Origin of the sequence: Bradyrhizobium sp. AZCC 1610 (assembly GCF_036924515.1) — a bacterium.
Lineage (GTDB): Bacteria > Pseudomonadota > Alphaproteobacteria > Rhizobiales > Xanthobacteraceae > Bradyrhizobium.
In genome coordinates, this window is the sequence record NZ_JAZHRR010000001.1 from 5010372 (window position 1) to 5034750 (window position 24379).

At 63.9% G+C, this 24379-nt stretch carries 20 protein-coding genes and 1 pseudogene; 8 read left to right on the forward strand and 13 right to left on the reverse strand.

The annotated features are described in order from the left end of the window. Positions 1-8: 8 nt before the first annotated feature. Positions 9-1160, reverse strand: a complete 1152-nt coding sequence (locus V1279_RS24785; RefSeq protein WP_442894811.1) for an extensin family protein — start codon at positions 1158-1160, stop codon at positions 9-11. 83 nt (positions 1161-1243) lie between these two features. On the opposite strand from V1279_RS24785, the gene V1279_RS24790 reads away from it, so the two are divergent. Next, a complete protein-coding gene (locus tag V1279_RS24790; RefSeq protein ID WP_334441216.1) occupies positions 1244-2872 on the forward strand; it encodes a fatty-acid--CoA ligase in 1629 nt (542 codons plus the stop codon). Positions 2873-3097: 225 nt separating this feature from the next. Here the strand turns inward: V1279_RS24790 and V1279_RS24795 are convergent, their stop codons facing one another. Further along, positions 3098-4162 (reverse strand): hypothetical protein, encoded by a 1065-nt coding sequence (locus V1279_RS24795; RefSeq protein WP_334441219.1) that lies wholly within the window; start codon positions 4160-4162, stop codon positions 3098-3100. A gap of 662 nt (positions 4163-4824) precedes the next feature. On the opposite strand from V1279_RS24795, the gene V1279_RS24800 reads away from it, so the two are divergent. Next, complete coding sequence (locus V1279_RS24800) at positions 4825-5670, forward strand: DUF1499 domain-containing protein (RefSeq protein WP_334441221.1); 846 nt, start codon at positions 4825-4827, stop codon at positions 5668-5670. Positions 5671-5699: 29 nt separating this feature from the next. Here V1279_RS24800 and V1279_RS24805 read toward each other — a convergent pair whose 3' ends face one another. The 4 genes from V1279_RS24805 to V1279_RS24820 form a co-directional block, all read right to left on the reverse strand. Then, positions 5700-6617: an MBL fold metallo-hydrolase gene (locus V1279_RS24805; RefSeq protein ID WP_334441223.1), complete on the reverse strand. Its 918-nt coding sequence runs from the start codon at positions 6615-6617 to the stop codon at positions 5700-5702. A 128-nt stretch (positions 6618-6745) separates the two neighbouring features. Beyond that, entirely contained in the window at positions 6746-7960 is a 1215-nt protein-coding gene (locus tag V1279_RS24810) for an acyl-CoA dehydrogenase (protein ID WP_334441225.1), read from the reverse strand. Between the two features lie 124 nt (positions 7961-8084). Then, the gene (gene ribB / locus V1279_RS24815) at positions 8085-9161 is read right to left on the reverse strand and encodes a 3,4-dihydroxy-2-butanone-4-phosphate synthase (RefSeq protein WP_334441228.1); all 1077 of its coding nucleotides are present in this window, start codon (positions 9159-9161) and stop codon (positions 8085-8087) included. A gap of 136 nt (positions 9162-9297) precedes the next feature. After that, on the reverse strand, positions 9298-11025 hold the full coding sequence (locus V1279_RS24820; protein WP_334441231.1) for a cation:proton antiporter: 1728 nt from the start codon (positions 11023-11025) through the stop codon (positions 9298-9300). Positions 11026-11101: 76 nt separating this feature from the next. Between V1279_RS24820 and V1279_RS24825 the strand changes: the two genes are divergently transcribed. Together V1279_RS24825 and V1279_RS24830 are read left to right on the forward strand one after the other, a co-directional pair. After that, positions 11102-11299: a hypothetical protein gene (locus V1279_RS24825; protein WP_334441234.1), complete on the forward strand. Its 198-nt coding sequence runs from the start codon at positions 11102-11104 to the stop codon at positions 11297-11299. A gap of 72 nt (positions 11300-11371) precedes the next feature. Then, complete coding sequence (locus V1279_RS24830; RefSeq protein ID WP_334441236.1) at positions 11372-12616, forward strand: aminotransferase-like domain-containing protein; 1245 nt, start codon at positions 11372-11374, stop codon at positions 12614-12616. A 40-nt stretch (positions 12617-12656) separates the two neighbouring features. Here V1279_RS24830 and V1279_RS24835 read toward each other — a convergent pair whose 3' ends face one another. Then, positions 12657-13529, reverse strand: a complete 873-nt coding sequence (locus tag V1279_RS24835; protein WP_334441239.1) for a Bug family tripartite tricarboxylate transporter substrate binding protein — start codon at positions 13527-13529, stop codon at positions 12657-12659. A gap of 179 nt (positions 13530-13708) precedes the next feature. On the opposite strand from V1279_RS24835, the gene V1279_RS24840 reads away from it, so the two are divergent. Together V1279_RS24840 and V1279_RS24845 are read left to right on the forward strand one after the other, a co-directional pair. Further along, positions 13709-15385, forward strand: coding sequence for an FAD-dependent oxidoreductase (locus V1279_RS24840; protein WP_334441242.1), 1677 nt, complete (start codon positions 13709-13711; stop codon positions 15383-15385). Positions 15386-15392: 7 nt separating this feature from the next. Then, complete coding sequence (locus V1279_RS24845) at positions 15393-16265, forward strand: DMT family transporter (RefSeq protein WP_334441244.1); 873 nt, start codon at positions 15393-15395, stop codon at positions 16263-16265. Position 16266: 1 nt separating this feature from the next. On the opposite strand, the pseudogene V1279_RS24850 reads toward V1279_RS24845, so the two are convergent. Continuing rightward, positions 16267-17548 (reverse strand): annotated as a pseudogene (locus V1279_RS24850) (amidohydrolase family protein). Between the two features lie 301 nt (positions 17549-17849). Here V1279_RS24850 and V1279_RS24855 point away from each other — a divergent pair. Next, positions 17850-18077 carry a hypothetical protein gene (locus tag V1279_RS24855; RefSeq protein WP_334441247.1) on the forward strand — a complete coding sequence of 76 codons (228 nt, stop codon included), beginning with the start codon at positions 17850-17852 and terminating at the stop codon, positions 18075-18077. 69 nt (positions 18078-18146) lie between these two features. Here V1279_RS24855 and V1279_RS24860 read toward each other — a convergent pair whose 3' ends face one another. After that, on the reverse strand, positions 18147-19319 hold the full coding sequence (locus V1279_RS24860; protein WP_334441250.1) for a thiolase family protein: 1173 nt from the start codon (positions 19317-19319) through the stop codon (positions 18147-18149). Between the two features lie 294 nt (positions 19320-19613). Between V1279_RS24860 and V1279_RS24865 the strand changes: the two genes are divergently transcribed. Beyond that, entirely contained in the window at positions 19614-19742 is a 129-nt protein-coding gene (locus V1279_RS24865; RefSeq protein WP_334441252.1) for a hypothetical protein, read from the forward strand. A 25-nt stretch (positions 19743-19767) separates the two neighbouring features. Here the strand turns inward: V1279_RS24865 and V1279_RS24870 are convergent, their stop codons facing one another. From V1279_RS24870 to V1279_RS24885, 4 genes are all read right to left on the reverse strand, one after another. Continuing rightward, a complete protein-coding gene (locus V1279_RS24870) occupies positions 19768-20751 on the reverse strand; it encodes a Bug family tripartite tricarboxylate transporter substrate binding protein (RefSeq protein ID WP_334441254.1) in 984 nt (327 codons plus the stop codon). A gap of 31 nt (positions 20752-20782) precedes the next feature. Then, positions 20783-21799 (reverse strand): Gfo/Idh/MocA family protein, encoded by a 1017-nt coding sequence (locus V1279_RS24875; RefSeq protein ID WP_334441256.1) that lies wholly within the window; start codon positions 21797-21799, stop codon positions 20783-20785. A 334-nt stretch (positions 21800-22133) separates the two neighbouring features. Further along, positions 22134-23720 carry an alkaline phosphatase D family protein gene (locus V1279_RS24880; RefSeq protein WP_334441258.1) on the reverse strand — a complete coding sequence of 529 codons (1587 nt, stop codon included), beginning with the start codon at positions 23718-23720 and terminating at the stop codon, positions 22134-22136. Positions 23721-23898: 178 nt separating this feature from the next. Continuing rightward, the gene (locus V1279_RS24885) at positions 23899-24327 is read right to left on the reverse strand and encodes a hypothetical protein (RefSeq protein WP_334441260.1); all 429 of its coding nucleotides are present in this window, start codon (positions 24325-24327) and stop codon (positions 23899-23901) included. Positions 24328-24379: the final 52 nt, after the last annotated feature.

A 24379-nucleotide genomic window follows, 5' to 3' on the forward strand; every position in this document is an offset into this window, starting at 1 on the left:
GCAGAAGATCAAGAGCGCCGGTTTTGCCGGCGCTTTTTCTTTGCAGGCTTCTCCTGGCGCGGCGGCGCGGCCGCCTCCGGTTTCTTGGCATTCGCTTTTTCAGCGCCCGGCTTGGCAGCAACCGGCTTGGCATCGGACTTCGCATCGGACTTCGCATCGGACTTGGCGTCGTCCGGTTTGGCGGCGACCTCGCGCGGCGGCGCTTCGTCGGGCCGCTCGGCCGGCAATAGCGGCGCTTTCTGCGGCAGCGGGTCCCACACGTCCCACTGGCAGATCCGGTAATTGTTGCGCCTTTCCATCAGGTCGAGATGGATGTGGTCCTCATGGTACCAGTCCGAGCCCGGCCCCAGCACAGTCGAGAACCGCGCGCAGACGGAATGCAGCACGGTTTCGCGCAACTCCCGCGGTACCGTGCGATCGGTCAGCGAGATCGAGCGGCCGTTGGCGAGCTTGAGGGCGCGAACGTCGACCGCATTGGCGCGGCCGTGTTCGGAAAGAATGGCGCCGACGATACGGTTTCGGCCACGGCATTCGTACGAGTTGAAATTATCGAGATTGGAAACTGTGCTGCCGAGGCTCGCTGCGAGCGGCGCGATGTCGTTGCGAATCCAGTCGGCCAGAGCGGTAGCCATGGGACAGCGCAGGATGGCCGCCGGCTTCACCGAGACCTGCCGCTTGTCCGGCAGCACGATCGCCTCCAGCCGCACCAGGTCCTCGCCCCCGCAGCCGTTGGCGCCGCGGATGTCGGGGATGCTGGGCGCAATGGCAATGGCGTCCGTCAGCGCCAGCCGACAGGCCGAGGGAGGCGGCGTGGGCGGTGGTGCAGGCGCAGCCTGCTCGCTGGGTTTGCCGTTCTGACGGCTCGTCTGCGGCTCCTTGGCGGCCGGCTGGCCGGGCTCAGTGAAAGGCGCCTCGGCCGGACGGGGCTTCGGCAGCGGCACCGCCGCGCGGCGCACCGTTGCCCGCGGCCTTGGCCTTGGCGAAGCATCCCTGAACAGATCGGCCCACGGCGCCGCGCGGAAGGCTTTCGCTGCGAAGGCGGGCACTGTTGGCATGCCAAGCAGGAGCAGCACCGCGGCAGCGGTAACCATTGCCGCTCTACTGCGGCCAAAGACGCCATAAGCCCATTTTCGGCTTGCTTTCTCCGCGCTAGAGTTCATGTCAATTCCATGATCTTACGCCGGTCCGCTCGTGCTTTGGCGGATCGTGCGGAAAGCAAATAACCATCGGGAGGGAAGTGCGTATGCTCGGATTGATGCAAGACTGGCCTTTGCTTTGCCATCGGATTATCGAACACGCGGCGAAGTATCACGGCACGCAAGAGGTCGTCACGCGGTCGGTCGAAGGTCCCATTCATCGCACCAATTACGCCGAAATTCACATTCGCGCGCTGAAAGTCTCGCAGCGGCTGGAACGCGACGGCATCAAGCTCGGTGACCGCGTTGCCACCATCGCCTGGAACACCTGGCGCCATCTCGAATCCTGGTACGGCATCATGGGGATCGGCGCGATCTGCCACACCGTCAATCCGCGGCTGTTCCCCGACCAGATCGCCTGGATCATCAACCACGCCCAGGACCGCGTGGTGATGGTCGATATCACCTTCGTGCCGATCCTGGAAAAGATCGCCACCAGCCTGCCGAGCGTGGAACGCTACATCGTGCTGACCGACAAGGCCCACATGCCGCAGACCACGCTGAAGAACGCGGTCGCCTATGAGGACTGGATCGCGGAAGCCGACGGCAAGTTCACGTGGAAGGACTTTGACGAAAATACCGCGGCCGCGATGTGCTACACCTCGGGCACCACGGGCGATCCGAAGGGCGTATTGTATTCGCACCGTTCCAACGTGCTGCACGGGCTGATGGCCAACAATGTCGACGCGCTCGGCACCAGCGCCGCCGAGACAATGCTGCCGGTGGTGCCGTTGTTCCATGCCAACAGCTGGGGCATCGCATTCTCCGCGCCTTCGATGGGCACCAAGCTCGTAATGCCGGGCGCCAAGCTCGACGGTGCTTCGGTCTATGAACTCCTCGACACCGAGAAGGTCACGCACACCGCCGGCGTTCCCACCGTGTGGCTGATGCTGCTCAACCACATGGCCGCCGGTAACCTGAAGCTGCCCCACCTGAAGAGCGTGGTGTGCGGCGGCTCGGCGATGCCGCGCACGATGATCAAGTCGTTCGTCGACATGGGCGTTCGCGTGCGTCACGCCTGGGGCATGACCGAGATGAGCCCGATCGGCACCGTCGCCGCGCTGAAGCCGCCGTTTGCCGAACTCATCGGCGAGGAACGGCTCGACATCCTGCAGACCCAGGGCTATCCGCCGTTCGGCGTCGAGATGAAGATCACCGACGATGCCGGCAAAGTGCTGCCGTGGGACGGCAAGACTTTTGGCCGCCTCAAGGTGGCCGGCCCCGCGGTCGCCAAGGCCTATTTCAAGGTCGATACAGATATCCTCGACGACGAGGGATTCTTCGACACCGGCGACGTCGCGACCATCGACCAGCACGGCTACATGCGGATCACCGACCGCTCCAAGGACGTCATCAAGTCCGGCGGCGAATGGATTTCGTCGATCGATCTGGAAAATCTCGCGGTCGCCCACCCCGCGGTCGCGGAAGCGGCCGTGATCGGCGTCTATCATCCCAAATGGGACGAGCGTCCGCTTCTGATCGTCCAGCTCAAGGCCGGCCAGAAGGCGACGCGCGAGGACATCCTGAAATTCATGGACGGCAAGATCGCCAAATGGTGGATGCCCGACGACGTCGCTTTTGTCGACGGCATTCCCCACACTGCGACCGGCAAGATCCTGAAGACCGCGCTACGCGAACAGTTCAAAAGCTACCGCTTCCCGAACGCGGCGGCGTGACGACTGCCCTGAAAGCGGGAAGGCCGCCTTCCACAAAACGGAAAGCGGCCTTCCTGAAGCTCATGCCAGCGCAGATCGATCACGATCCGGTTCAATCCGACCGGATCGGCTGCCGTTTATCCCCTGGAGCGTTTTCCAGCGAAGTGGCGACCGGTTCGCGTCAAGAAAACGCGTCAAATCAAAAACCTGGAGCCCCGTTCCGATGCAATCGGAACGAAAAAGGCTCTAGCGCGAGAGCGCCAGCGCCTCCAGCTTTCGCTGCGCGCCGGGTTCGCCCCATTCCTTTGCCCGCTGATACCACGTGCGGGCCTGCTCGATATCAGCCAGCGGACCGTCGGCACCGATCTGCCTGAGCAGCGCCGGATCATAGGTCGTGCCGACGAGCAGTGCCGCCCGCGCATCCCGCGCCTCAGCGCCGCGCATCAGCAACAGCCGCGCCGACTGGACGTCGCCGCTGGCGAGCAGATCCTGTCCGCGTTTGATCAGGGCAGCGATTTCCCTCGGATCGAGGCTGCGCACGACCTCCGCCTGCGGCGGTCGGGCCGGCATCGCCGACGGCGCGGCCGTGGCCACGGCGATCGGCGGCGCCACGGCAACTGGTGGCGTCACGGCAACCGGCGCAGACACGGCAGCCGGGGGCGACACGGCAGCCGGCGGCGCCGCGGCGACCCTTGGCGCTACCGCGGCAAGGCTTGGCGCTGCCTGCCAGGTCAGCCGCGTGGAGGTGCCGGTGAGCGCCACGCCGTTACCGTCGCGCAATTCCGCCGTGACCAGCATCTGGCCGGTGAATCCTTCGGGCGGAATGACCGAAACGCCGGAAATCTCCGTCGCCGGCACGCGCCACTCGCTGGAACCGCTACGCTTGCCGGACGTCAGCCGTGCGCCGGCAGTCAGTCCGTTGATGGATACGAACGCGCCAGGCGGCGGCGCGCCGACGTGAATTCCGAGCGGGACGGGATCGTTGGTAAAGCCGCCGCCGTCCTGCACGGCCAGGGTCGCCGTGCGCTTCGCTGGCGGTGCCGGCTGCGGCGCCGGGGTGACTGACGATTTCACGGCCTGCCAGGCGGCCGAAAGCGACGCGTTGTCCTGACCGGCGGGACGTTGCGAAGACGGAATGGCCATGACGAGAAGCGTCGCGATGCTCGCCGCAATCGCCACCGCGATCGAGAAGCGGATGACCTGCTGGAACAGCGCGCGCCGACCCGACAGGTCGCGGAGCACGGATGGCGCTTCGACCGGCGCCACGTCCCTCGCCTCCTGCATGGCCTGCGCAACCGCTTTGGTGAACATTTCGGAATCCTGGCGGCGTGGAGGCTTGCCAAATGGTTGCAAGGGCGGTCCTTCCGTCGGCATTCGCGGGCGCCACCCATCGTTGTTCTGCATGAGCGTCGGGCTCGGCTGCTCGCTGGTCATCCGCTCCCTCAACTCGCGCGGCGCATAGTATTCCGGATCGTTCGGACCGACATTTCCTTCGTGCTTTGCATTACTCATACTGAACACTCGCCCCTATGAGGCTATCCACCAGCCCCGCGGACGTATGCCGATTGCGCCCTATGTGATGATCCCTGAAACTCCGGATGGGCGCAACCGCATCCTTGCGGCTCCGCCCAGCAACAAGGACCGGGAGTTGAGATTATCCTGCAGCGCTTCCAGCTGACACCCGCCGTTTCCCTCTTGGTTGGCGGCTTGCCGCTGTCCCGTGCAGGACAGTCCCATGTAGCAGCAAATACGACAACCCGGCGGCAAGAGGTAGACGAAAGTTGGACCGACTTCAATCTACAACTAATAATCAATTTACAGGGATGGTTAAGCGGCCAGGTTGCTGCCATCAGCGCAATGCCCGATTAATATCGCGCAAACCTTGATATTCGCGCCCCGCCGTGGTCTCAAGCTGCGAGTTTGCAGCCTGGCCCGCCCGCCGGCCAGACAGACTCCAACCGGCAGATTTACCGATGGCCCGAAGGTTTTCCGCTCCCTACCAGTCGGAGCCCGTGTCCAGTCTCGCCACCTGGTCGCGCAACCTCGCCATCTTCGCCGTGGTCGCGGTGGTGGTCTCGATAATGATCGTCCGCTTCGGCTTTCTGGAGATGAAGCCGGCGCTGGCGACGTTCTTCGGCGCGCTCGGCTGCGCGGTGCTTTCGATCCTGGTCGGCCTCGCCGCCTTTGCCGCGATCTGGCAGAACGGGTCGCGCGGCATGGGCCGGATCCTGCTGGCGTTCCTGATCAACGCCCTCGTCCTCGCCTACCCGGCCTACCTCGCCTTGCAATACCGCAAGCTGCCGCCGATCCACGACATCACCACCGATCCGATCGATCCGCCGCGCTTCGAGGCGCTGGCGCGGCTGCGCAGCGGCGAAGGCGCGAACTCCGCGGTTTATGCCGGGCTCTATTCGGCCGAACAGCAGCGGATCGCCTACCCCGACGTCGAGACCGTGGAGCTCGAAGTTCCGCCGCAGCGGGCCTATGAGGTGACGCTGGCGCTGGTCACCAAGCGAAAATGGCTGGTGATCGACGAACGGCCGCCGCAGCCGCCGCGCCGCATCGGCCGCATCGAGGCGGTGGCGCGGACACCGATCATGGGATTCCGCGAGGACATCTCGATTCGCATCACGCCCGACGGCGATGAATCGCGCGTCGATATCCGCTCCTCCTCACGCTATTTCGAAAGCGACCTCGGCAGCAACGCCGCCCGCGTCACCAAGCTGATCGAGGACATCAATTCGGCGGTCGACAACGCCAAACCGGCGAAGAAACCGCAAACGCCAGCCAAGGCGCAGGCGAAGACTGTGAAGAAGTGACAGGGCGAGTAGCGAGTGGCGAATAGCCCCTAAGCCATCCGGTACGTTCCCCCGATCACCGGATCGCCGTCGGTTGCGACGATCCCGCGCGCGACCAGATCTTCCAGATGCGCCAGCACGGAATAGCCGGCGGCGTTGGTCAGCCGCGGGTCGATGCCGATATAGATCGCGCGCACCATGGTCGGGATGTCGGCCTCGCCCTTGGCAAGGCGATGCAGGATCGAGGCTTCGCGGGCCTGGCGGTGCCGGGTGAGGAAGCGGACGTATCGCGGCCCTTCCGGGATTTCCGGTCCGTGCCCGGAGAAATACAAATCCTCCTCGCGGGCTTCCAGCCGCGCCAGCGAGGCCATGTAGTCGATCATCGATCCGTCCGGGGGTGCTACGATCGAGGTCGACCAGCCCATCACGTGATCGCCGACGAAATTGATCTTTCGCTCGGGCCACGCGAACGCCAAATGATTGGCGGTGTGGCCCGGCGTTGCGACCGCCTCCAGCGCCCAGCCCTGCCCTTCGATGACGTCGCCGTTCTTGACCTCGATGTCGGGCCTGAAATCGCGGTCGGCGCCGGATTCCGGATTGTGCTTCTCGCTCTCGAAACGCGGCCGCGAGGCGCGATGCGGCCCCTCGGCATAGACGGGCGCGCCGGTGGCGGCCTTGATCCGCGCGGTGTTCGGCGAGTGGTCGCGATGGGTATGGGTGACGAGAATATGCGTCACGGTCTCGCCGCGCACGGCCTCCAGCAGCGCCTTGGCGTGAGCCTCGTCATCCGGTCCGGGATCGATGATCGCGACCTTGCCCTTACCCACGACGTAGCTGACCGTGCCGGTGAAGGTGAACGGGCTCGGATTGTTGCAGAGAAGGCGCCGCACGCCGGGGCGGGCTTCATCGACGACACCCGGCTTGAGCGGGAAGTCGCGGTTGAACGGAATGTCGTCGTTGTCGGCCATGGGAGATGTCCGGGATGCGGTCTTGTAGGATGGGTAGAGCGCAGCGAAACCCATCACGCAGCGCATGGCGGGCGATAAGATGGGTTTCGCTGCGCTCTACCCATCCTACGCTGTCGATATGAGGTACCTTACGAAAACGCCTGAATGCCGGTGATCGCCCGGCCAAGGATCAGGGCGTGGACATCGTGGGTGCCTTCGTAGGTGTTCACGGTTTCCAAATTCGCGGTGTGGCGCATCACGTGGTACTCGATCTGGATGCCATTGCCGCCGTGCATGTCGCGGGACACCCGGGCGATGTCGAGCGCCTTGCCGCAATTGTTGCGCTTGACGATCGAGATCATCTCCGGCGCCATCTTGCCCTCGTCCATCAGGCGGCCGACGCGCAATGAGGCCTGCAAGCCCAGCGCGATCTCGGTCTCCATATCGGCGAGCTTCTTCTGCACCAGCTGCGTGGCCGCCAGCGGCCGGCCGAACTGCTTGCGGTCGAGAGTATATTGCCGCGCGCGGTGCATGCAGTCTTCGGCCGCACCCATGGCGCCCCAGGAAATGCCGTAGCGGGCGCGATTGAGGCAGCCGAACGGGCCCTTGAGGCCCGATACGTTGGGCAGCAGCGCATCTTCCGGCACCACCACGCCGTCCATCACGATCTCGCCGGTGATCGAGGCGCGCAAGCTAAGCTTGCCGCCGATCTTCGGCGCCGACAGGCCCTTCATGCCCTTCTCGAGAATGAAACCGCGGATCTGGTTGTCGTGCGCCGCCGACTTGGCCCAGACGACGAACACGTCGGCGATCGGCGCATTGGAGATCCACATCTTGCTGCCGCTGATGCGATAGCCGTCCGACACCTTCTCTACGCGGGTCTTCATGCCGCCGGGGTCGGAACCGGCGTCCGGCTCGGTCAGGCCGAAGCAGCCGACCCACTCGCCGGTGGCGAGCTTCGGCAGATATTTCTTGCGCTGGTTCTCGTCGCCATAGGCGTAGATCGGATACATCACCAGCGACGACTGCACCGAGTTCATCGAGCGATAGCCGCTATCGACGCGCTCGATCTCGCGCGCCACCAGGCCATAGGCGACATAGCTGGCATTGGCGCAGCCATATTCCTCCGGCAGCGTGATACCGATCAGGCCGAGCTCGCCCATCTCGTTGAAGATCTCGCGGTCGGTCTTCTCTTCCAGATAGGCCTTGACGATGCGCGGCTGCAGCTTGTCCTGCGCATAGGCGCGCGCGGTGTCGCGGATCATGCGCTCGTCTTCGGTGAGCTGCTCGTCGAGCAGGAACGGGTCGTCCCACTGGAAACCCGCAGCAGTCGGCTTGTCCTTGGTCTGAGGCCGCACGCTCATGAAAATCCCTTTCGCATCACTGTTCTCATGGAAATTGTCGACAAATTAATGCGCTATCGGCCGAAGCGCAATGTTTTGAACCTCATTCCAGGGCACGCGAAGCGTGAGCCCGGAATGACGATGTTCATCCCTCCAACTTTTCGTTGGAGACGATCTCGATGCCGAAGCCGGACAGTCCCTTGTAATCGTGCACGGACGACGTGAGGTTGACGATCGAAGTGATGCCGAGATCGCGCAGGATCTGGGCACCGACGCCGACTTCGCGCCATTGCCGGTTGCGATCGGCCTCCGCCGATTTCTGTTCGCCGACCGGCTCGACGGGAACTCCGGCCGCGCCGTCGCGCAGATAGACCAGCACGCCGCGGCCGGCCTTCTGGAAATGGTCCAGCACGATCTGCATGCGCGCCTGGCCGGTGAAGAGATCCTTGACGATGTTCGGCTTGTGCAGCCGCGTCAGCACGTTCTTGCCGTCGCCGATGCCGTTATAGACGAAGGCGGCATGCGCAATCTCGTCGAACGGCGAGCGATAGGCATAGCCCTGCAGCGGCCCGATCGGACTGTCGGTGGTGAAGGTCGCGACCCGCTCGATCAGCTTCTCGCGCGCCTGGCGGTAGGCGATCATGTCAGCGATCGTGACGTGCCTGAGCTTATGGGTGGCGGCGAAACGCGCGACCTGCTCGCCCTTCATCACGGTGCCGTCGTCGTTCATCAGTTCGCTGATGACGCCGACCGGCGGCAGGCCCGAGAGCTTGCAGAGATCGACCGCGGCTTCGGTATGGCCGGAGCGCAAGAGCACGCCGCCGTCGCGGGCGATCAGCGGAAAGATGTGGCCGGGCCGGGCAAAGTCGTTGGCCCCGGCGTTCGGATTGGCGAGCGCGCGGCAGCAGGAGGCGCGTTCGTCCGCCGAAATGCCGGTGCCGCCATCGGGCTTGTAGTCGATCGAGACCGTGAAGGCGGTGGTGTGGTTGGACTCGTTATGCGCCACCATCGGATCGAGCCGCAGCCTGCGGGCGTCGTCGGTGGTGATCGGTGCACAGACGATGCCGGAGGTATGGCGGATGATGAATGCCATCTTCTCCGCGGTGCAGAGCGAGGCCGCGACGATCAGGTCGCCCTCGCCCTCCCGATCGTCATCGTCGGTGACGACGACGAGTTCACCCTTGGCAAAAGCTTGCAGAACTTCCTGGATCGTATCGGCCATTTTCTCAACATCTCGCTATCTACAGCCAGTGCATTAGCCGGACTCAATGTCCCGCGCCAGCGTCAATACGCAGGGCGGAACGTCGCCCGCAGGCATACCAGGATGCCAGCCGTAGCCGGGGAAGCCGACCCGTTCGCTACGGCAGCACCTCGCGGCGCTCGCTGAGCAGCGCGTCGGTCTCGGCACGCTTGTCCTCCAGCAGCCCGGCTTGCGCGGCCTCGATCACCTTGTAGAGCTCATGGGCGTCGCTGAGCCGCGTCACCGTCACGTAATCGGCGCCGGCCTCGTAGAGGTCGTTGACGTTGGCCAGGATCTCCGCGGTGGCGACGATCTTGGCGGTCGGGTTGAGCGAGCGGACGTGCCGGACCAGCTTTTCGTTGTCGGCGCCCTTCAACAGCGAATCCGGGATGCTGAGGATGATCAGCTCGGCCTTGCCGACGCCGGCATGCACCAGCGTATCGACGTTGCTGATGTCACCATAGACCACGTGCATGCCGCGGTCCGTCAAGGTTCGGAACACGAGCGGATTGAAATCAATCACCGTGATCTGCTCGAGCACGGCCGGGGTGAGCCGCTCGATTTCGGCGACCAGCGCGCTGGCGGCGCGGAAGAAACCGAGAATGACGATCCGGCGCGCTTCCCCATGCCCGCCCTCATCTCCGGCGGCGGCTTCGTGCTTGTGATCGAGATCGCGCAAGCCCATCCGCTTCAGGGAGCCAATGAGACCGCGCGTGACCTGGTCGCTGCGGCCCATGACGAAGGTGCTCAACACCGCCAGTACCACGAAGGCGAACGACGCCGCGCTCGACGTCTCGGTGCTGATATGGCGCGCCGCAACGCCGGTCTGGATCACGACCAGCGAGAATTCCGAGATCTGCGCCAAATTGATCGCCGGCAGCAGGCTCGCCCGCAGGCCCTGCTTCATCAGGTAGAGCGGCGCGAACGTCGTCACCACGCGGCTGACGACGGTGAAGGCCGCGATCGCGAGCGCCAGCCCGATCACCGACGCACCGGGGATCGGGATGGTCATGCCGAGCGAGACGAAGAACAGCGTGATGAAGAAGTCGCGCAGCGTCGTCACCTTGGCGGTGACGTCGAGCGCATAGGGGAATGTCGACAGCGATACGCCAGCCACCAGCGAGCCCATCTCGCGCGACAAATGCAGCCTCTCCGCGATCTCGCCGATCAGGAAGCACCAGGCCAGCGCGCCGAGCAGGATCAGCTCCGGCCGGCGCGCGATCTGGTGGAACAGCCACGGCAGCACATAGCGGCTGAGCACCAGCGCGGTCGCCACCAGCGCGCCGACCCGGGCGATCGAGATCAGGATCACGCTGACCTGCAGATTGTCGAGGCTCGGCTGCACCGCCAGGAACAGGATCGCGAAGATGTCCTGCAGCACCAGCACACCGAGCGTGATGCGTCCGGGCAGCGTGTCGAGCTCGCGCTTCTCGTACAGCACCTTGACGATGATGACCGTGCTCGACAGCGCGCAGGCGATGCAGAGATACAGCGCGTCGAAATGGCCGCTGCCCATCGACAGGCCGATCCCGATAAAGAACAATATCCCGAGCAGGCAGCCGCCGATCAGTTGCCCGCCGGCGGCAAACAGGATGACCTTGCCGGCGCGCACGATCTTTTTCAGGTCGATTTCCAGCCCGATCATGAACAGCATGAAGATCAGGCCAAGCTCGGAGATGACGGTGATCGATTCCTGGGACTCGACCCAGCGCATGCCGAATGGACCTATGACGAACCCGGCGATAAGGTAGGCCAGGATCAGCGGCTGCCGGGAGAAATGCGCCAACAGGCCGAGCACCCAGGCGAACAGGATGCATAAAGTGATATCGCGAATAAGCTCGTGCATGGTTCCGATCTTGCCCCTGCCCCAACCTAGAGGTCCCGGCGCAGGGGTCAAACAAGCAATGTGTCACAGCCATAGAATGGAGGCTTTTCTCGCGATTCTGGCCGCGCTGTCGATACTATATTCCCCCGCCGCAAGCGCGTGCACCGGGACCATCGAGCAGAACTTCGCCGCCTCCCTCGCCGCGGTGCCTGCGGAAAACCTCGCCGTATCCGGCGGCGTCGGGCATTATGCCTTCATCAGCCAGCGGCGGCCGATCAAGATCGCCAAGAACTAGCCTGCAAGAACTATCCTGCAAGAAGGCCGCGGGCGGCCTTCTCAACGAAAAACAAAACAGGAGTGAACATTCATGTCTGCCGCAACCCCCTTCGATTTCGCGCCATTGCTGCCCGCCGGACTGCCGGCGCCGGCAGCGCGGTGGACCGGTCTTGCCAGATACAGTTTCGTCGGCGGCAACAATGATCCCGACCAGGTTCCGGTCGATGGGCTGATCGAGGCGGTCAATGCCGTGCTCAGGCGCGAGGGCAAGACGCTGGCAACCTACGGCCTCGCCAGCGGCCCGCAGGGTTATCGTCCCCTGCGCGAATTCCTCACCGCAAAACTGAAGCGCGACGCCGGCATCGCCTGCATCGCCGACGACATCATGATCGTCTCCGGCTCGCTGCAGGCGCTCGATCTCGTCAACAACACGCTGCTGGCGCGCGGCGACACCGTGCTGGTCGAACAGGAGACCTATCAGGGCGCGCTGACCCGGCTGACGCGGCTCGGCGTCAAGGCGGTCGGTATTCCCCTCGATGACCAGGGCATGCGGATGGACGCATTGGCGGCCGCGCTCGCCGACCACAAGAGCCGCGGTATCACGCCGAAATACATCTACACCATCCCGACGGTGCAGAACCCGACCGGGTCAATCATGCCGGAGACGCGGCGCGCGGCGATGCTGAAACTGTCGCAGCAATATGGCGTGCCTGTTTTCGAGGACGATTGCTACGCCGATCTGATCTGGAGCGGCGAACGCCCGCCCGCGATCTATGCGATGAGCCAGCACGGCGGCGTCATTCACATCGGCTCGTTCTCGAAATCGATCGCGCCCGCATTGCGCGTCGGCTTCATCGTCGCGCCCTGGGAGATGATGTCGCGGATGCTGGCGCTGAAGACCGATGCCGGAAGCGGCGCGCTGGAGCAGATGGTGCTGGCGGAATATTGCGCACCGCATTTTTCCACGCATGTGCCGAAGCTGGCGCGCGGCCTGCGCGCCAAGCTCGACACGCTGATGGAAGCGCTCAACGAGCAGTTCGGCACCGCGGCCGAGTTCGAAGCCCCCGAGGGCGGTATCTTCCTATGGGTGAAACTCCCCGATAATGTCGACACGCTAAAGCTCTATCAGGCCGCGCTTGCCGCGGGCGTCGCGATCAATCCCGGGCCGGAATGGTCGACCGACAAGGCCTATGCCGGCAGCCGGCTCCGGCTGTGCTTTGCCAGCCCTTCGCATGAGCAGATCCGCGAGGGCGTAGCCGTGCTCGCCGAAGTCTGCCGCAAGGAATTTGGCGTGCCGGAACGAATTGCGAATGTGGAGAAGCGGGCGCGGAGCTGAGCCCTCGGGCTTTGAGCCCGCGATGCCGGGCTGTGATGTCTTATTCGCTTTTGATCCCGGCCTCGGCGATCAGCTTCCCCCATTTCGCGCTTTCGCTTTGGATGAATTTTGCAAAAGCCTCGGGCGAGGTCGGTGCGGGTTCGGCGCCGAGAACGCGGATTTTTTCGATCGCGGCAGGATCGCTCAACGCCTTTACAAAGGCGGCATTCAACGTGCTGATGATCGCGGGCGGCGTGCCGGCAGGCACGACGATCCCAAACCAGCCGACGGATTCGAATCCGCTCAGGCCCTGCTCCGCCAGCGTGGGCACGTCGGGCAGGAAGACGACGCGCTTGGCGGCGGAGACCCCGAGCGCCTTCAGCTTGCCGTCGCCGATCAATTGCCTGGATGCGGGAATATCCAGCACCGCCAGCGGGACGTGGCCGGCAAGAACGTCCGTTGTAGCCGGCGCAGTGCCGCGATAGGCGATCAATTGAATTGCGACACCGGCCTTTTGAGCGAACAAGGCCGAGGTCAGGTGCATCGCCGTGCCGTTGCCGCCATGGCCGATCGACAGGCCCTGCGGTTGCGCCTTGGCCTTCGCAATGAGGTCTGCGACCGAGGCAATGCCCGCCTGCTGCGAGGACACCAGCACGAACGGGATTTCCGCCAGCAGCGTGACCGGCGCCAGATCCTTGACCGGATCGAACGGCATCGCCGCGCGATTGAGATGAGGATTGACGGTGAGCACGCCGGCAGCCGCCACGCCAAGCGTGTAACCATCCGGCGCGGCCTGCGCTACGGCGCCGACCCCGATATTGCCGCCCGCGCCCGCCCTGTTCTCGATGACGATCGATTGACGCAGCGATTCCGACAACAACGGCTGCAGGGCACGGATCACGATATCGGCACTGCCGCCGGGCGGAAACGACACGATGATCTTGATCGGTTGATCAGGATATGCGTTTGCTGCTTCAATCGCTGACAACGCCAACGACAAAACAACAATTAGGGCATGGATCATGCCTTGCCGGATCGACGGAAACATTTTGGGTCCCCCGATGATCTCTGTGGCGCTTAGTTATGCATGATCGTCCCAACCCAGCAAGCGACATGACAGCAAGCGATTTGGCAACAAGCGACATGGTGAAGACAGGCGTTCTGGTGGTCGGAGGCGGTCCGGTCGGACTTACTCTGGCAATGGACCTCGCAACGCGGGGAATATCCGTAAGCGTCGTGGAAACACGCGCCGCCGGTGAGCCGCCGAGCGTGAAATGCAACCACGTCTCGTCGCGTTCGATGGAAATCTTCCGCAGGCTCGGGCTGGCGCGGAAGCTGCGCGACACCGGGCTGCCGGCCGATTATCCGAATGACTGCTCTTACCGCACCACAGCAACAGGCATCGAGCTTTCGCGCATCCTGATTCCCTGCCGGCGCGATCGCTATACCGCCACCGGTGGGCCGGATACCGACTGGCCGACGGCCGAGCCGCCGCACCGCATCAACCAGATCTACATGGAACCCGTGCTGTTCGCGCACGCGGCTTCCATCGACGGGCTTCAGATTCTGAACCACACCGCGTTCGAGGATTTCAGCGAAGGCAATGACGGCATCGTTGCGACCGTCCGCAACCTCGACACCGGAACCGCCTTGCAGATTCATGCCGATTTCATCGTGGGCTGCGACGGCGCGCGTTCGCTCGTTCGCAAGGCGATCGACGCCAGTCTGCAGGGGACGCCGATCATCCAGCGCGTGCAATCGACCTATATACACGCGCCCGGCCTGCTCGCCCTGATGGACCGGCCCGCCTGGATGACGCTGGCGCTCAATTCGCGGCGCTGCGGCACGGTGGTTGCGATCGACGGCCGCGAAAAATGGCTGATCCACAACCACCTCAACCGCGAAGACGAGACTTTCGAGTCGGTCGATCGCGACGCCTCGATCCGCGCCATCCTCGGCGTCGGCCCCGATTTCGAATACGAGGTGCTGAGCAAGGAGGACTGGGTCGGCCGCCGCCTCGTCGCCGACCGGTTTCGCAAGGGGCGCGCGTTCATCTGCGGCGACGCCGCGCATTTGTGGATGCCCTATGCCGGTTACGGCATGAATGCCGGGATCGCGGACGCGACCAACCTCGCATGGCTGCTCGCGGCCTATCTGCAAGGATGGGCCGACATCGCCATCCTCGATGCCTATGAGGCCGAGCGTCTTCCCATCACCGAACAGGTATCGCGCTTTGCCATGGACATGGCAGGCAAGGTGTTGAGCCAGCGCCGCACCGTTCCCGATGAAATCGAGCAGCCGGGGCCTGAAGGCGACGCCGTCCGCAGGCAGGTAGGGCAAGCCGCCTATGACCTGAACGTGCAGCAATATTGCTGCGCCGGCCTCAACTTCGGTTATTTCTACGACCGCTCCCCGATCATCGCCTATGACGGCGCCGAGCAGCCGGGTTTTACGATGGCGGACTTCACGCCGTCCTCGACGCCGGGCTGCCGGCTTCCGTTCGCGAAGCTCGCCGATGGACGGCCGGTCTATGATGCGCTCGGGCCGGGCTACACGCTGTTGCGATACGATCCGGATGTAGCGGTTGCGCCATTGGCCGATGCGATGCGCAGCAACGGCGTCCCGTTCAACATCGTCGATATTCCCCCAGCGCGACCGCCCAGCGATCACAAACTGATTCTGACGCGCACCGATCAACACGTCGCCTGGCGCGGCGATGCCATCCCTGACAATCCCGCGCACCTCGTCGACAAGCTGCTTGGCCGAAGCTTCAACCTCAGTCCGGATTGATTCATGTATGGCGGAGGTGCGCTCCCAGCAACGCTTAGGCATTGCCCTCGTCGTCGCCGCCGCCATCGCCTGGAGCACGGCGCCGTTCTTCACACGGCTGCTTCCCTACGACTCCTGGACCATCCTGTTCTGGCGCGGATTGTTCGGCGGCGGCCTGATCATGGTCTTGATGATGCTGTTGCAGGGTCGTGCCGGCCTTCGGGATCTGACCAGGATGGACAAAAACGGCTGGCTGGTCGCGTCGTTTTCGACATTGGCGATGATCGCCTTCATCCCTTCGCTGCAGCTCACGGATGTATCCAATGTAGCCATCATCATCGCGACGGGTCCCTTCCTCGCGGCTGCGCTTGCCTGGATATGGCTGCGGGAAATCCCCCATCTGCGAACCATGCTGGCGAGCATCGTGGCGCTCTGCGGCATCTTGATCATCGTCGGTAACGCACGCGCCGGCTCCGACGTCATCGGTATAGCCCTCGCCTGCTTCATGGCGCTGGCAATCGCTGCGATGACAGTCATGGTACGGCGGCACAGGAATACATCGATGGTCGCCGCTGCAGCGATGTCGAACATCCTGGGCAGCGTCATCAGCATTCCCTTCGCCCACGGAATAACCGCGATAACCGGATTCGACCTGTTCATTCTCGCGATGTTCGGATGCTTTCAGGTCGCGCTGGGCCTCACGCTGTTCTTCCTCGGCTCGCGCCTGCTACCGTCAGGCCAGGCGGCCCTGATCTCGACGCTGGAGACGCCGCTGATGCCGTTCTGGATATGGGTGGGATTTACCGAGATTCCGGCGCTGCGGGTTCTCGTCGGCGGCGCCCTGGTAATGGACGCCGTCATCGCCGACATCATCGGCGATAGCCGCGTGCAGCGGCAGTAGGCTACCGCACCGCGAACGGCGCCTGGTAGGGCCGGCCGAACGGCACGCCGTTGATCACGGTCTGCACGGGTTTAAGCAGCAGCTTGCCCTCGCGCCTGTTGTTGCGGGTATCGACGAACGAGGTCTGCGCCTCCACCAGTTCCATGATCGCGACGTCGCCGGGCGCGCCGATCTGCAACGTGCCGATCTTGGGCGCGCGGTTGATGATCTTGGCCGGCGTTATGGTCGCCGCCGCCACCACCTGCTCCAGCGACAGGCCGAGCGGGATGAACTTGCTCATGACGTTCGGCAAGTAAGGCATGCCCGGCGAATTGCCGGAGAAGACGTGGATGTCGGAGGAGATCGTGTCCGGCGTGCAGCCGCCTGATATCGCCACCCTCCGCCACGGTAAAGTCAAAACTGCCGCCGCCATGGCCGACATCGAACATCACGCCGCGCTGCTTGGCGGACAGCGCCGCCGGCAACAGCTTGCCGTCCTGCACGATGTTGGTGAAGGCGCCGCCGATGTTCGGCGCGCCGGAATAGGCGTGCGTCAGCACGTCCCCCGGCCGCATCAGGTTGAGAATCTCGGACATCAGCTCCCTGGTCTCGACGCCGCCGATATGCACCATCATCTTGGCTGGCCAGCCGCACATTTCGCAGGCCTTGATCGACCGCTTCAGCGGCTCCAGGCCGTGCTTGGCGATCACGTTCTCCGACATCCTGACCTTCACGCCGAGCAGGAAATCCGGATTTTCGGCCAGCGCCATCGCGCAGGCTTCCACTTGCGCGTAATCGATGTTGTAGAGCTCGGCGACCGGGAAGCCGGACAGGCCGTTGTTGGCGATGTGGACGAAGGCGTAGATCCGCGCCCGCGATTGCGCCACGATGTAGCGGCGCAGCGCGGCGAGATTGTTGACGCCGGCATCGCCCGCCGACACCACCGTGGTGGTGGCCTGCGCCTGCACCAGTTCGTCGGCGGGAATGCCGATCGCCGAACCGTAGGGGTAAACGTGGGAATGCAGATCGATCAGCCCTGGCGTTACCAGCTTGCCCGAGGCGTCGATGGTCTTGGCGGCACGAGCGGCCGGAATCTCGTTCTCGACCGCCTCGATCACGCCCCAGCGAATGCCGATGTCGCGCTTGCCGCGCAGCGACTGGCTGGGATCCAGCACGTCGCCGCCCTTGATCACGAGGTCGAACTTGTCGTTCGGCCCCATCGCGGCGTTGGCGTGGCCGGACACGGCAGCGATAGCAGCCGATCCCGTCAGGCTCAGAAAATCACGGCGTGAAAACCCGGTCATCGCAGCGCTCCCCCTGATATGATTTTATCTGGCGATGATGCGCCGGGCGTCGGCGTTCCGCAAGCATGGCGCGCATCGCCCACGCAAAGCCCAAGGCGGCGCCGGTGATCCCTCGGTGGGCAGACCGAAGCGCTTGCACGCCAGAGCTCGAACCGACTGTCTACCGGCGTCTATCCAAAAGCCGAACGGCAACGCGGCGCGACGCACGCATCTGAACAAGCGTTCAGAATTCTCCTCAAGTTCCGCGGGAACGTTCCCTGCGATGTGATGTTTCATCCTCGCTCAATTGAGGAGAATTGGAATGAAGAAGCTTGGATACGTTATCGCCGCGCTTGGCGCGCTCATCATCGCGGCGCCGTCGATTGCGAGCGCGGAGACCGTCGTGATCAAGCGTGGTGGCTACCATGGCCACCACCATGGCTATGGCGCGCGTGCCGAATACCGAGGCCACCGCGGCCGCGGCTACCATCGCGGATGGCGGCATGGTCATCGCGACAAGGTCGTGATCATCAAGAAGCATCGCTACTGAGACTGTCGCTTGAATCGAAAATGGCTCCTTGCGGAGCCATTTTTTTGTTACGCGCTATTTGCGAAAGTCTCAGCTGTAAATCTCGAACAGGCCGGCGCCGCCCTGGCCGCCGCCGATGCACATCGTGACGACGCCCCACTTGGCCTTGCGTCGGCGGCCTTCCTGCAGGATGTGGCCGGTGAGACGCGCACCGGTCATGCCGAAGGGATGGCCGATCGCGATCGAGCCGCCGTTGACGTTGTATTTCTCCGGATCGATGCCGAGCTTGTCGCGGGAGTAGAGGCACTGGCTGGCGAAGGCTTCGTTGAGCTCCCAGAGATCGATGTCGTCGATCTTCAGGCCATTGCGCTTCAACAGCTTCGGCACGGCGTAGATCGGACCGATGCCCATCTCATCCGGCTCGCAGCCCGCCGACGCCCAGCCAACGAAGCGGCCGAGCGGATTGAGACCGCGCTTTTCGGCGTCCTTGGCTTCCATCAGAACCACCGCCGCCGCGCCGTCCGAGAGCTGGCTGGCGTTGCCGGCGGTGACGTACTTGCCGGGGCCCTTGACCGGCTCGAGCTTGGTGAGGCCTTCCATGGTGGTCTCGGGACGGTTGCACTCGTCGCGGTCGACGGTGTAGTCGACGATGCTCTCCGCCTTGGTCGCCTTGTCGACCACCTTCATCCTGGTTTTCATCGGGACGATTTCGTCCTTGAACTTGTTGGCCTGCTGGGCGGCCGCCATGCGGCGCTGCGATTCCAGCGAGTACTCGTCCTGATATTCGCGGCTGAGCTTATAGCGCTCGGCGACGATATCGGCGGTGTCGATCATCGCCATGAAGATCGCAGGAGCGATCTCGAGCAGCTCCGGATCGACCACTTCCTTCGGCAGCGGCCCGCCGGGGACCGAGATGCTTTCGACGCCGCCGGCCACGATGCATTCGGAGCCCTCCGAGCGGATCGAGTTGGCGGCCATGGCGATGGTCTGCAGTCCCGACGAGCAGAAACGGTTCACCGACACGCCGCCGGTCGACTTCGGCAATCCCGCGAGCAGAGCGGCCTGACGGCCGATATTCGGCGCGCCATGCGCGCAATTGCCGAGATAGCAATCCTCGACATATTCCTTTTCGACGCCGGCGCGCTCGACGGCGTGCTTGATGGCGTGGGCCGCCATCGACATCGGCGGGGTGATGTTGAATCCGCCGCGGCCGGACTTTGCCAGTCCGGTACGTGCATAGGAAACGATGACAGCTTCACGCATTTGATAGACCTCCCTTTGATGCGGCCAGTATGGACTGGAGCCGCGCCGGTGTGTAGCGAAAACCCGAATTCCGGCCCGCGGAAAGGAATTGCCCCGCAGCCCGGCCCGGAGCGGGGATTTACACAACGCCTGTCCTTCGGCAAGGCCGTGGTGGCGTTCCGGCTTTTGCAGCCGCGCGCCGCGACGCGCGACGAAAGACGCATGGACGGGCTGTTTCACTGAGCGAAATTGACCGCTATTGAAATCACCCGCGTGTAAGGTTGCGGGAGCGATCAGGACAAGGTCAGGGGTGCGATGGTAAGGGCGTTGCGACAATGGCTGGAAACTCATGAACTGCCCGCGATCATCGCCGCCGTGCTCGGCGTGGTCGTGACGCTTTCCGTACTGATGGTGGTGGGCGGCTATCTCGCGGTGACGCCCTGAACCAATTTCATGTGACGCACGACCCTCACTTCCCGGTTCCGGCCGCAGCAAGAATGGGTGCCCAGCGTGCGATCTCGGATCGAACAAAGCGATCGAATGCGGCCGGGTTGCGTTCGTCCTTTGCCGGTATCGAGCCACCGAGCTGGGCAATCCGCTCGCGCACGACATCCTCATCAAGCGCCCGGTCGAGTGCATCGGAAAGCCTCGCGATGATTTCGGGCGAAACGCCCTTCGGCGCAAACAGTCCTGCCCAGACGCTCATCTCGTAGTTGATGCCGGCTTCCCTGGCGGTCGGAACGTCAGGCAGCGTTTCGAGGCGTTTCGCAGCCGAGGCCGCGAAGGCCTTGACTGAGCCCGCCAAAACCGACTCCGCCACGCTGACCGACTGCTCGCACATGAAGTCGACGTGACCGCCGACCAGATCGTTCAGTGCCGGGCCTGAACCACGATAGGCAACAAGCGCCGGCTTCGCGCCGATTTCCGCGGTGAACAGCAGACACGCCATATGTGAGGACGCGCCGATGCCGCCATGGGCCTGCTTCACCGCGTCGCCCCGTTGCCGCAGCGCTGCGACAAATTCCTTCAGGTCCTTTGCCGGGAAATCCTTCCGCGCGATAATGACTGCCGGAGAGTGGGCGGTGATGCCGATCGGCACGAAGTCGGCAACGGGATCGTATTTGAGGTTCGGCGTGAGCACCGGCGCCGCGACATGCGAGCCCATCGCCGCGGCAAGCAGGGTGTAGCCGTCGGGTGCGGCAGCCGCGACGCGCCCGCTGCCGACTGTGCCGCCGGCGCCGCTGACATTCTCGATGATGATGGATTGCCCGAGAGTCTTCGACATCTGGTTGGTGACGATGCGCGCAACGACGTCGCTGGCGCCTCCGGGAGGGAACGGCACGACCACCGTGATCGCTCTGGAGGGGTAGTCCTGCGCGCCTACCTCCCCGGCGATGCCAGCCAATACCATCGCAACCACGCAAGCTTTCCAGACACACGTGCCAGGTTTCATAACGCGCGCTCCTGTCCGCACTGCTGCGCGGTCACAAGTTTCCGTCACCGTTCAATATTTCCGCGACCTCGACCGAACGTCCCTCACGTGCCGAGAGAATGCCGGCGCGCACCACGGCGAGCGATCTCGTCGCCTCCTCGCCCCCGACTTCGTGCCGGCGCTGCCCGCGCGCCGCCGCGGCAAACTCCTCGAGCTCCTCGACCAGGGTGTCGTTGACTGTGCATGGCACCGCGACCGGCTGGTTTTCACCGCGCTTGAGCAGCCGGAGCCCATTGTGCAGATCGTAGAATGCGGTCATGTCCTTGCCGTAGACATTCATCAGGTAATACTCGGACGCCGAGGCGTAGCTTGCGTTCAGCGTCGAAAGCGCGCCGTTCGCATGCTGCAGGATCAGGCTCGCGACATCCGGATTGTCGCCGGGCAGCACCAGTTGCGCCGACTGCGCGTGTGCCGCATGGATCGGCCCGATCAGGTATGCGAGCACGTCGATGTAGTGGATCCCGATCTGGAGCATCACGCCGCCCGGCATGCCCGCGGCCTGGTAGCGCCAGGAGGTGAGATCGACCTTGCCGAGGCGGTCGCGGCTGATGTTCGCCTCGGCGTTGACGAGCTTGCCGAACCGGCCGGCCTCGATCTGCTGCCTGAGGTAGCGGAAATGGCTCTCGCGCCGCCGCTGATAGCCAAGCGCCAGCACCACGCCGGCCTTGCGACAGGCCTCGGTGATGGCGCGGCCGTCCGAGATGCTGTTGGCGATCGGCTTGTCCAGAAAGACGTGCTTGCCCGCCGCTGCGGCAGCGCAGGCCGTCGCCAGATGCACATCGTTCGGCGTGGTGTTGATGATTGCCTCGATCTCGGTATCGGCCAGCATCGCCTCGTAGCTCGCGGCCGGCCGGCAGCGGTATTTTGCCGCAAAATTCTTGCGTTTTTCATCGGACCGGGTGTAGCAGCTGCGGATCTCGAGCTTGCCCGAGCGCTGGATGGCGTCCGCCAGAACGTCGGACCACCATCCCATCCCGATACAAGCCACGCGGAGCGGATCGGCACTCATCACTTTGCCCTCCCCAATACTTTGCACCCACACGGCCGAGTTCGTCGGCTGGCTTCGGCCCCTGCAATGTCATTCCCAATTCGCGCCGATCGACTCGACGGCCATCTTGGCGATCCGCGTCAGGCGCTTGCTCTCGGCGACAAACATCGCAGCGCTCCGGTCGGGAGGGACAGGCGAATTGTGCGCCACCGCAACACCACCTTCAAGAAATAATACGCAACTTCCGGCTGCGATTTTGCACCCCACGCGTCGGCAAGGCAACCTATCCAAACTATGCGGCGCGAACATGGAAAGTTACGGGGATTCCGTGCCGACGGTCTCCCGATCGAACACGTCAGATGTGCTGCGCCATGATCCGGCCGGGCCGCGCGTCCGGACGGGGTTCGATATCGACCGACCAGAGGTCGCGGTTGTCGACGTCCTTCAACGTCACGGTCATGACTGCGGTCTTGCCGTCGATGTCGACGCGGCCGAAAAACTGCAAACCGAAACAGGGCGCGAGATTCTCGCCCTGCTCCGCGCTGCAGCCCTTCTGGAACATCGCCTTGGGACCGAACGTATTGTCGAGCGGGGCCGGCGCCCAGGTGCCCGCATGCAGCGGGCCGGAGACGAACTCCCAGAACGGTTCGAAATCCTGATAGGCCGCGCGGTTCGGATCGTAAAGATGCGCGGCCGTGTAGTGCATGTCGGCAGTCAGCCACACCGTGTTGCGGATGCCGGCGCGCTTCATGAACGACAACAGATCCGCAATCTCGTGCTCGCGCCGTTCCGGCGGGCCGTCGCCGAGGGCAATGGCATCCTCGCTGACCAGGCCGATCGGCATGTCGGCGGCGATCACTTTCCAGGTGGCATTGGAGGCCACGAGTTCGCGCTTCAGCCAGGCCAATTGCACCGCGCCGAGAATGCAGGTCTCGCTCTGGTCGTCGCGCTTGTTAAAGGTGGAATCGCGGTAGCTGCGCATGTCGATCATGAAGACGTCGAGCAGCGGACCGTAAGCGATCTTGCGATAGATGCGGCCGTCCTGGGCGGGCGTCACCCGCATCGGCATGAATTCATGGAACGCGCGGCGCGCCCGCGCGACCAGCCGTGAGGTGCCGTCCTCGGCATAGCCGGTCTCGTCGGCGGTGCCGATTGGCGCCCAATCGTTGGTGACCTCGTGATCGTCCCATTGCGCGAACATCGGCACCTCAGCGTTGAAGGCGCGCAGATTGTCGTCGAGCAGATTATATTTGTAGTTGGCGCGGAACTGTTCGAGGCTGTGCGCCACCACGGATTTCTGTTCGGTGACGATGTTTCGCCAGACCTCGCCGTTGGGCAGCTTCAGTTCACGTTCCACCGGACAATCGGCGTAGATGTGGTCGCCGGAATGGATGAAGAAGTCCGGACGATTGCCGAGCATGGTGCGGTAGGTCCGCATGCCGCCGCGCGAGGGATCGATGCCCCAGCCCTGGCCAGCGGTATCGCCAGACCACACGAACGAAATATTGCTTCGCGCGGTGGGCGCGGTGCGGAAATGCCCGACCTGCGTCTCGCCTTCGATGCCGCTCTCGCTGATATCGTCGAAGCGCACGCGATAGAAAATGTCCTGCCCCGCCGGCAACCCATCGAGCAGAACTTTTGAGACGAAGTCGCTGGCCGGCAAGGCATCGGCGGTAGCCGAACGAATGATGGTCTTGAAACTCTCGACAACAGAACATTCCACCTGCATCCGCGCCGGCCGGTCGGCGCGTGCCCAGATCACGGCAGAGTTGGCGGAGACGTCGCCCGACTGGATTCCGCTGGCGATAAGCGGACGGTCCGCGGCACGGCTGACGTAGGGCCTGGCGAGGCTGCCGAGACCGGCAACGGCGAATGTTGCCGCGGAGCGGACCAGCAATTGACGCCGGCTCACAGCTTGTCCGGCGCGTATCGCAATCGGCATCGAAGCACCCTCGTCGAATCACGACGAAGGTGTGCCCGAGCAATTTGAATGTAGGCCGAAGGTTTTACGACAGGTGGATGACGTGGAATCGTAGGATGGGTAGAGCGCAGCGAAACCCATCATGCTTCTGCGCAAGGATTGATGGGTATCGCTTCGCTCCACCCATCCTACAAATGAACTACCGCTGCCAGTCGCAGATGCCGCCGGACTTGCACGGCCAGGTCTGGATCCGCGTATCGCGCGCCTGCGCGTCGAGCGGATTGGTATGGCGGCGCGCCAGCTTGGTGCGGGCCGCACCGCGCGGCTTCTCGACGCGCTCCTGCACAACGCGGGGCTTCTCCACGCGCTCCCGCACAACGCGCGTTTTGCGCTCGGCGGTCCGGGGCACAACCACGCGCTCCGTCTTTACCACCTTGCGATCGGTTCTGGCCTCGATCCGGACAGGGGCGAATCGTGTCTCCGGGCCGAGCCGCTTCGGCGAGAGCAACGCTTGGGAAGGATCGAGGCCGAAGAGCTCGCCTGCGCGGTACTCGTCGGCCAGCGCGGCGCTGCCCGACATCAGGAGCCCCGTGCAAAGTGCTGCCGCAATAGCGCTTTTCAGGACCATCGAAGGCCTCCTGAAATCAACCAAAGACTGTATGAACAGCCACCATGTAGGC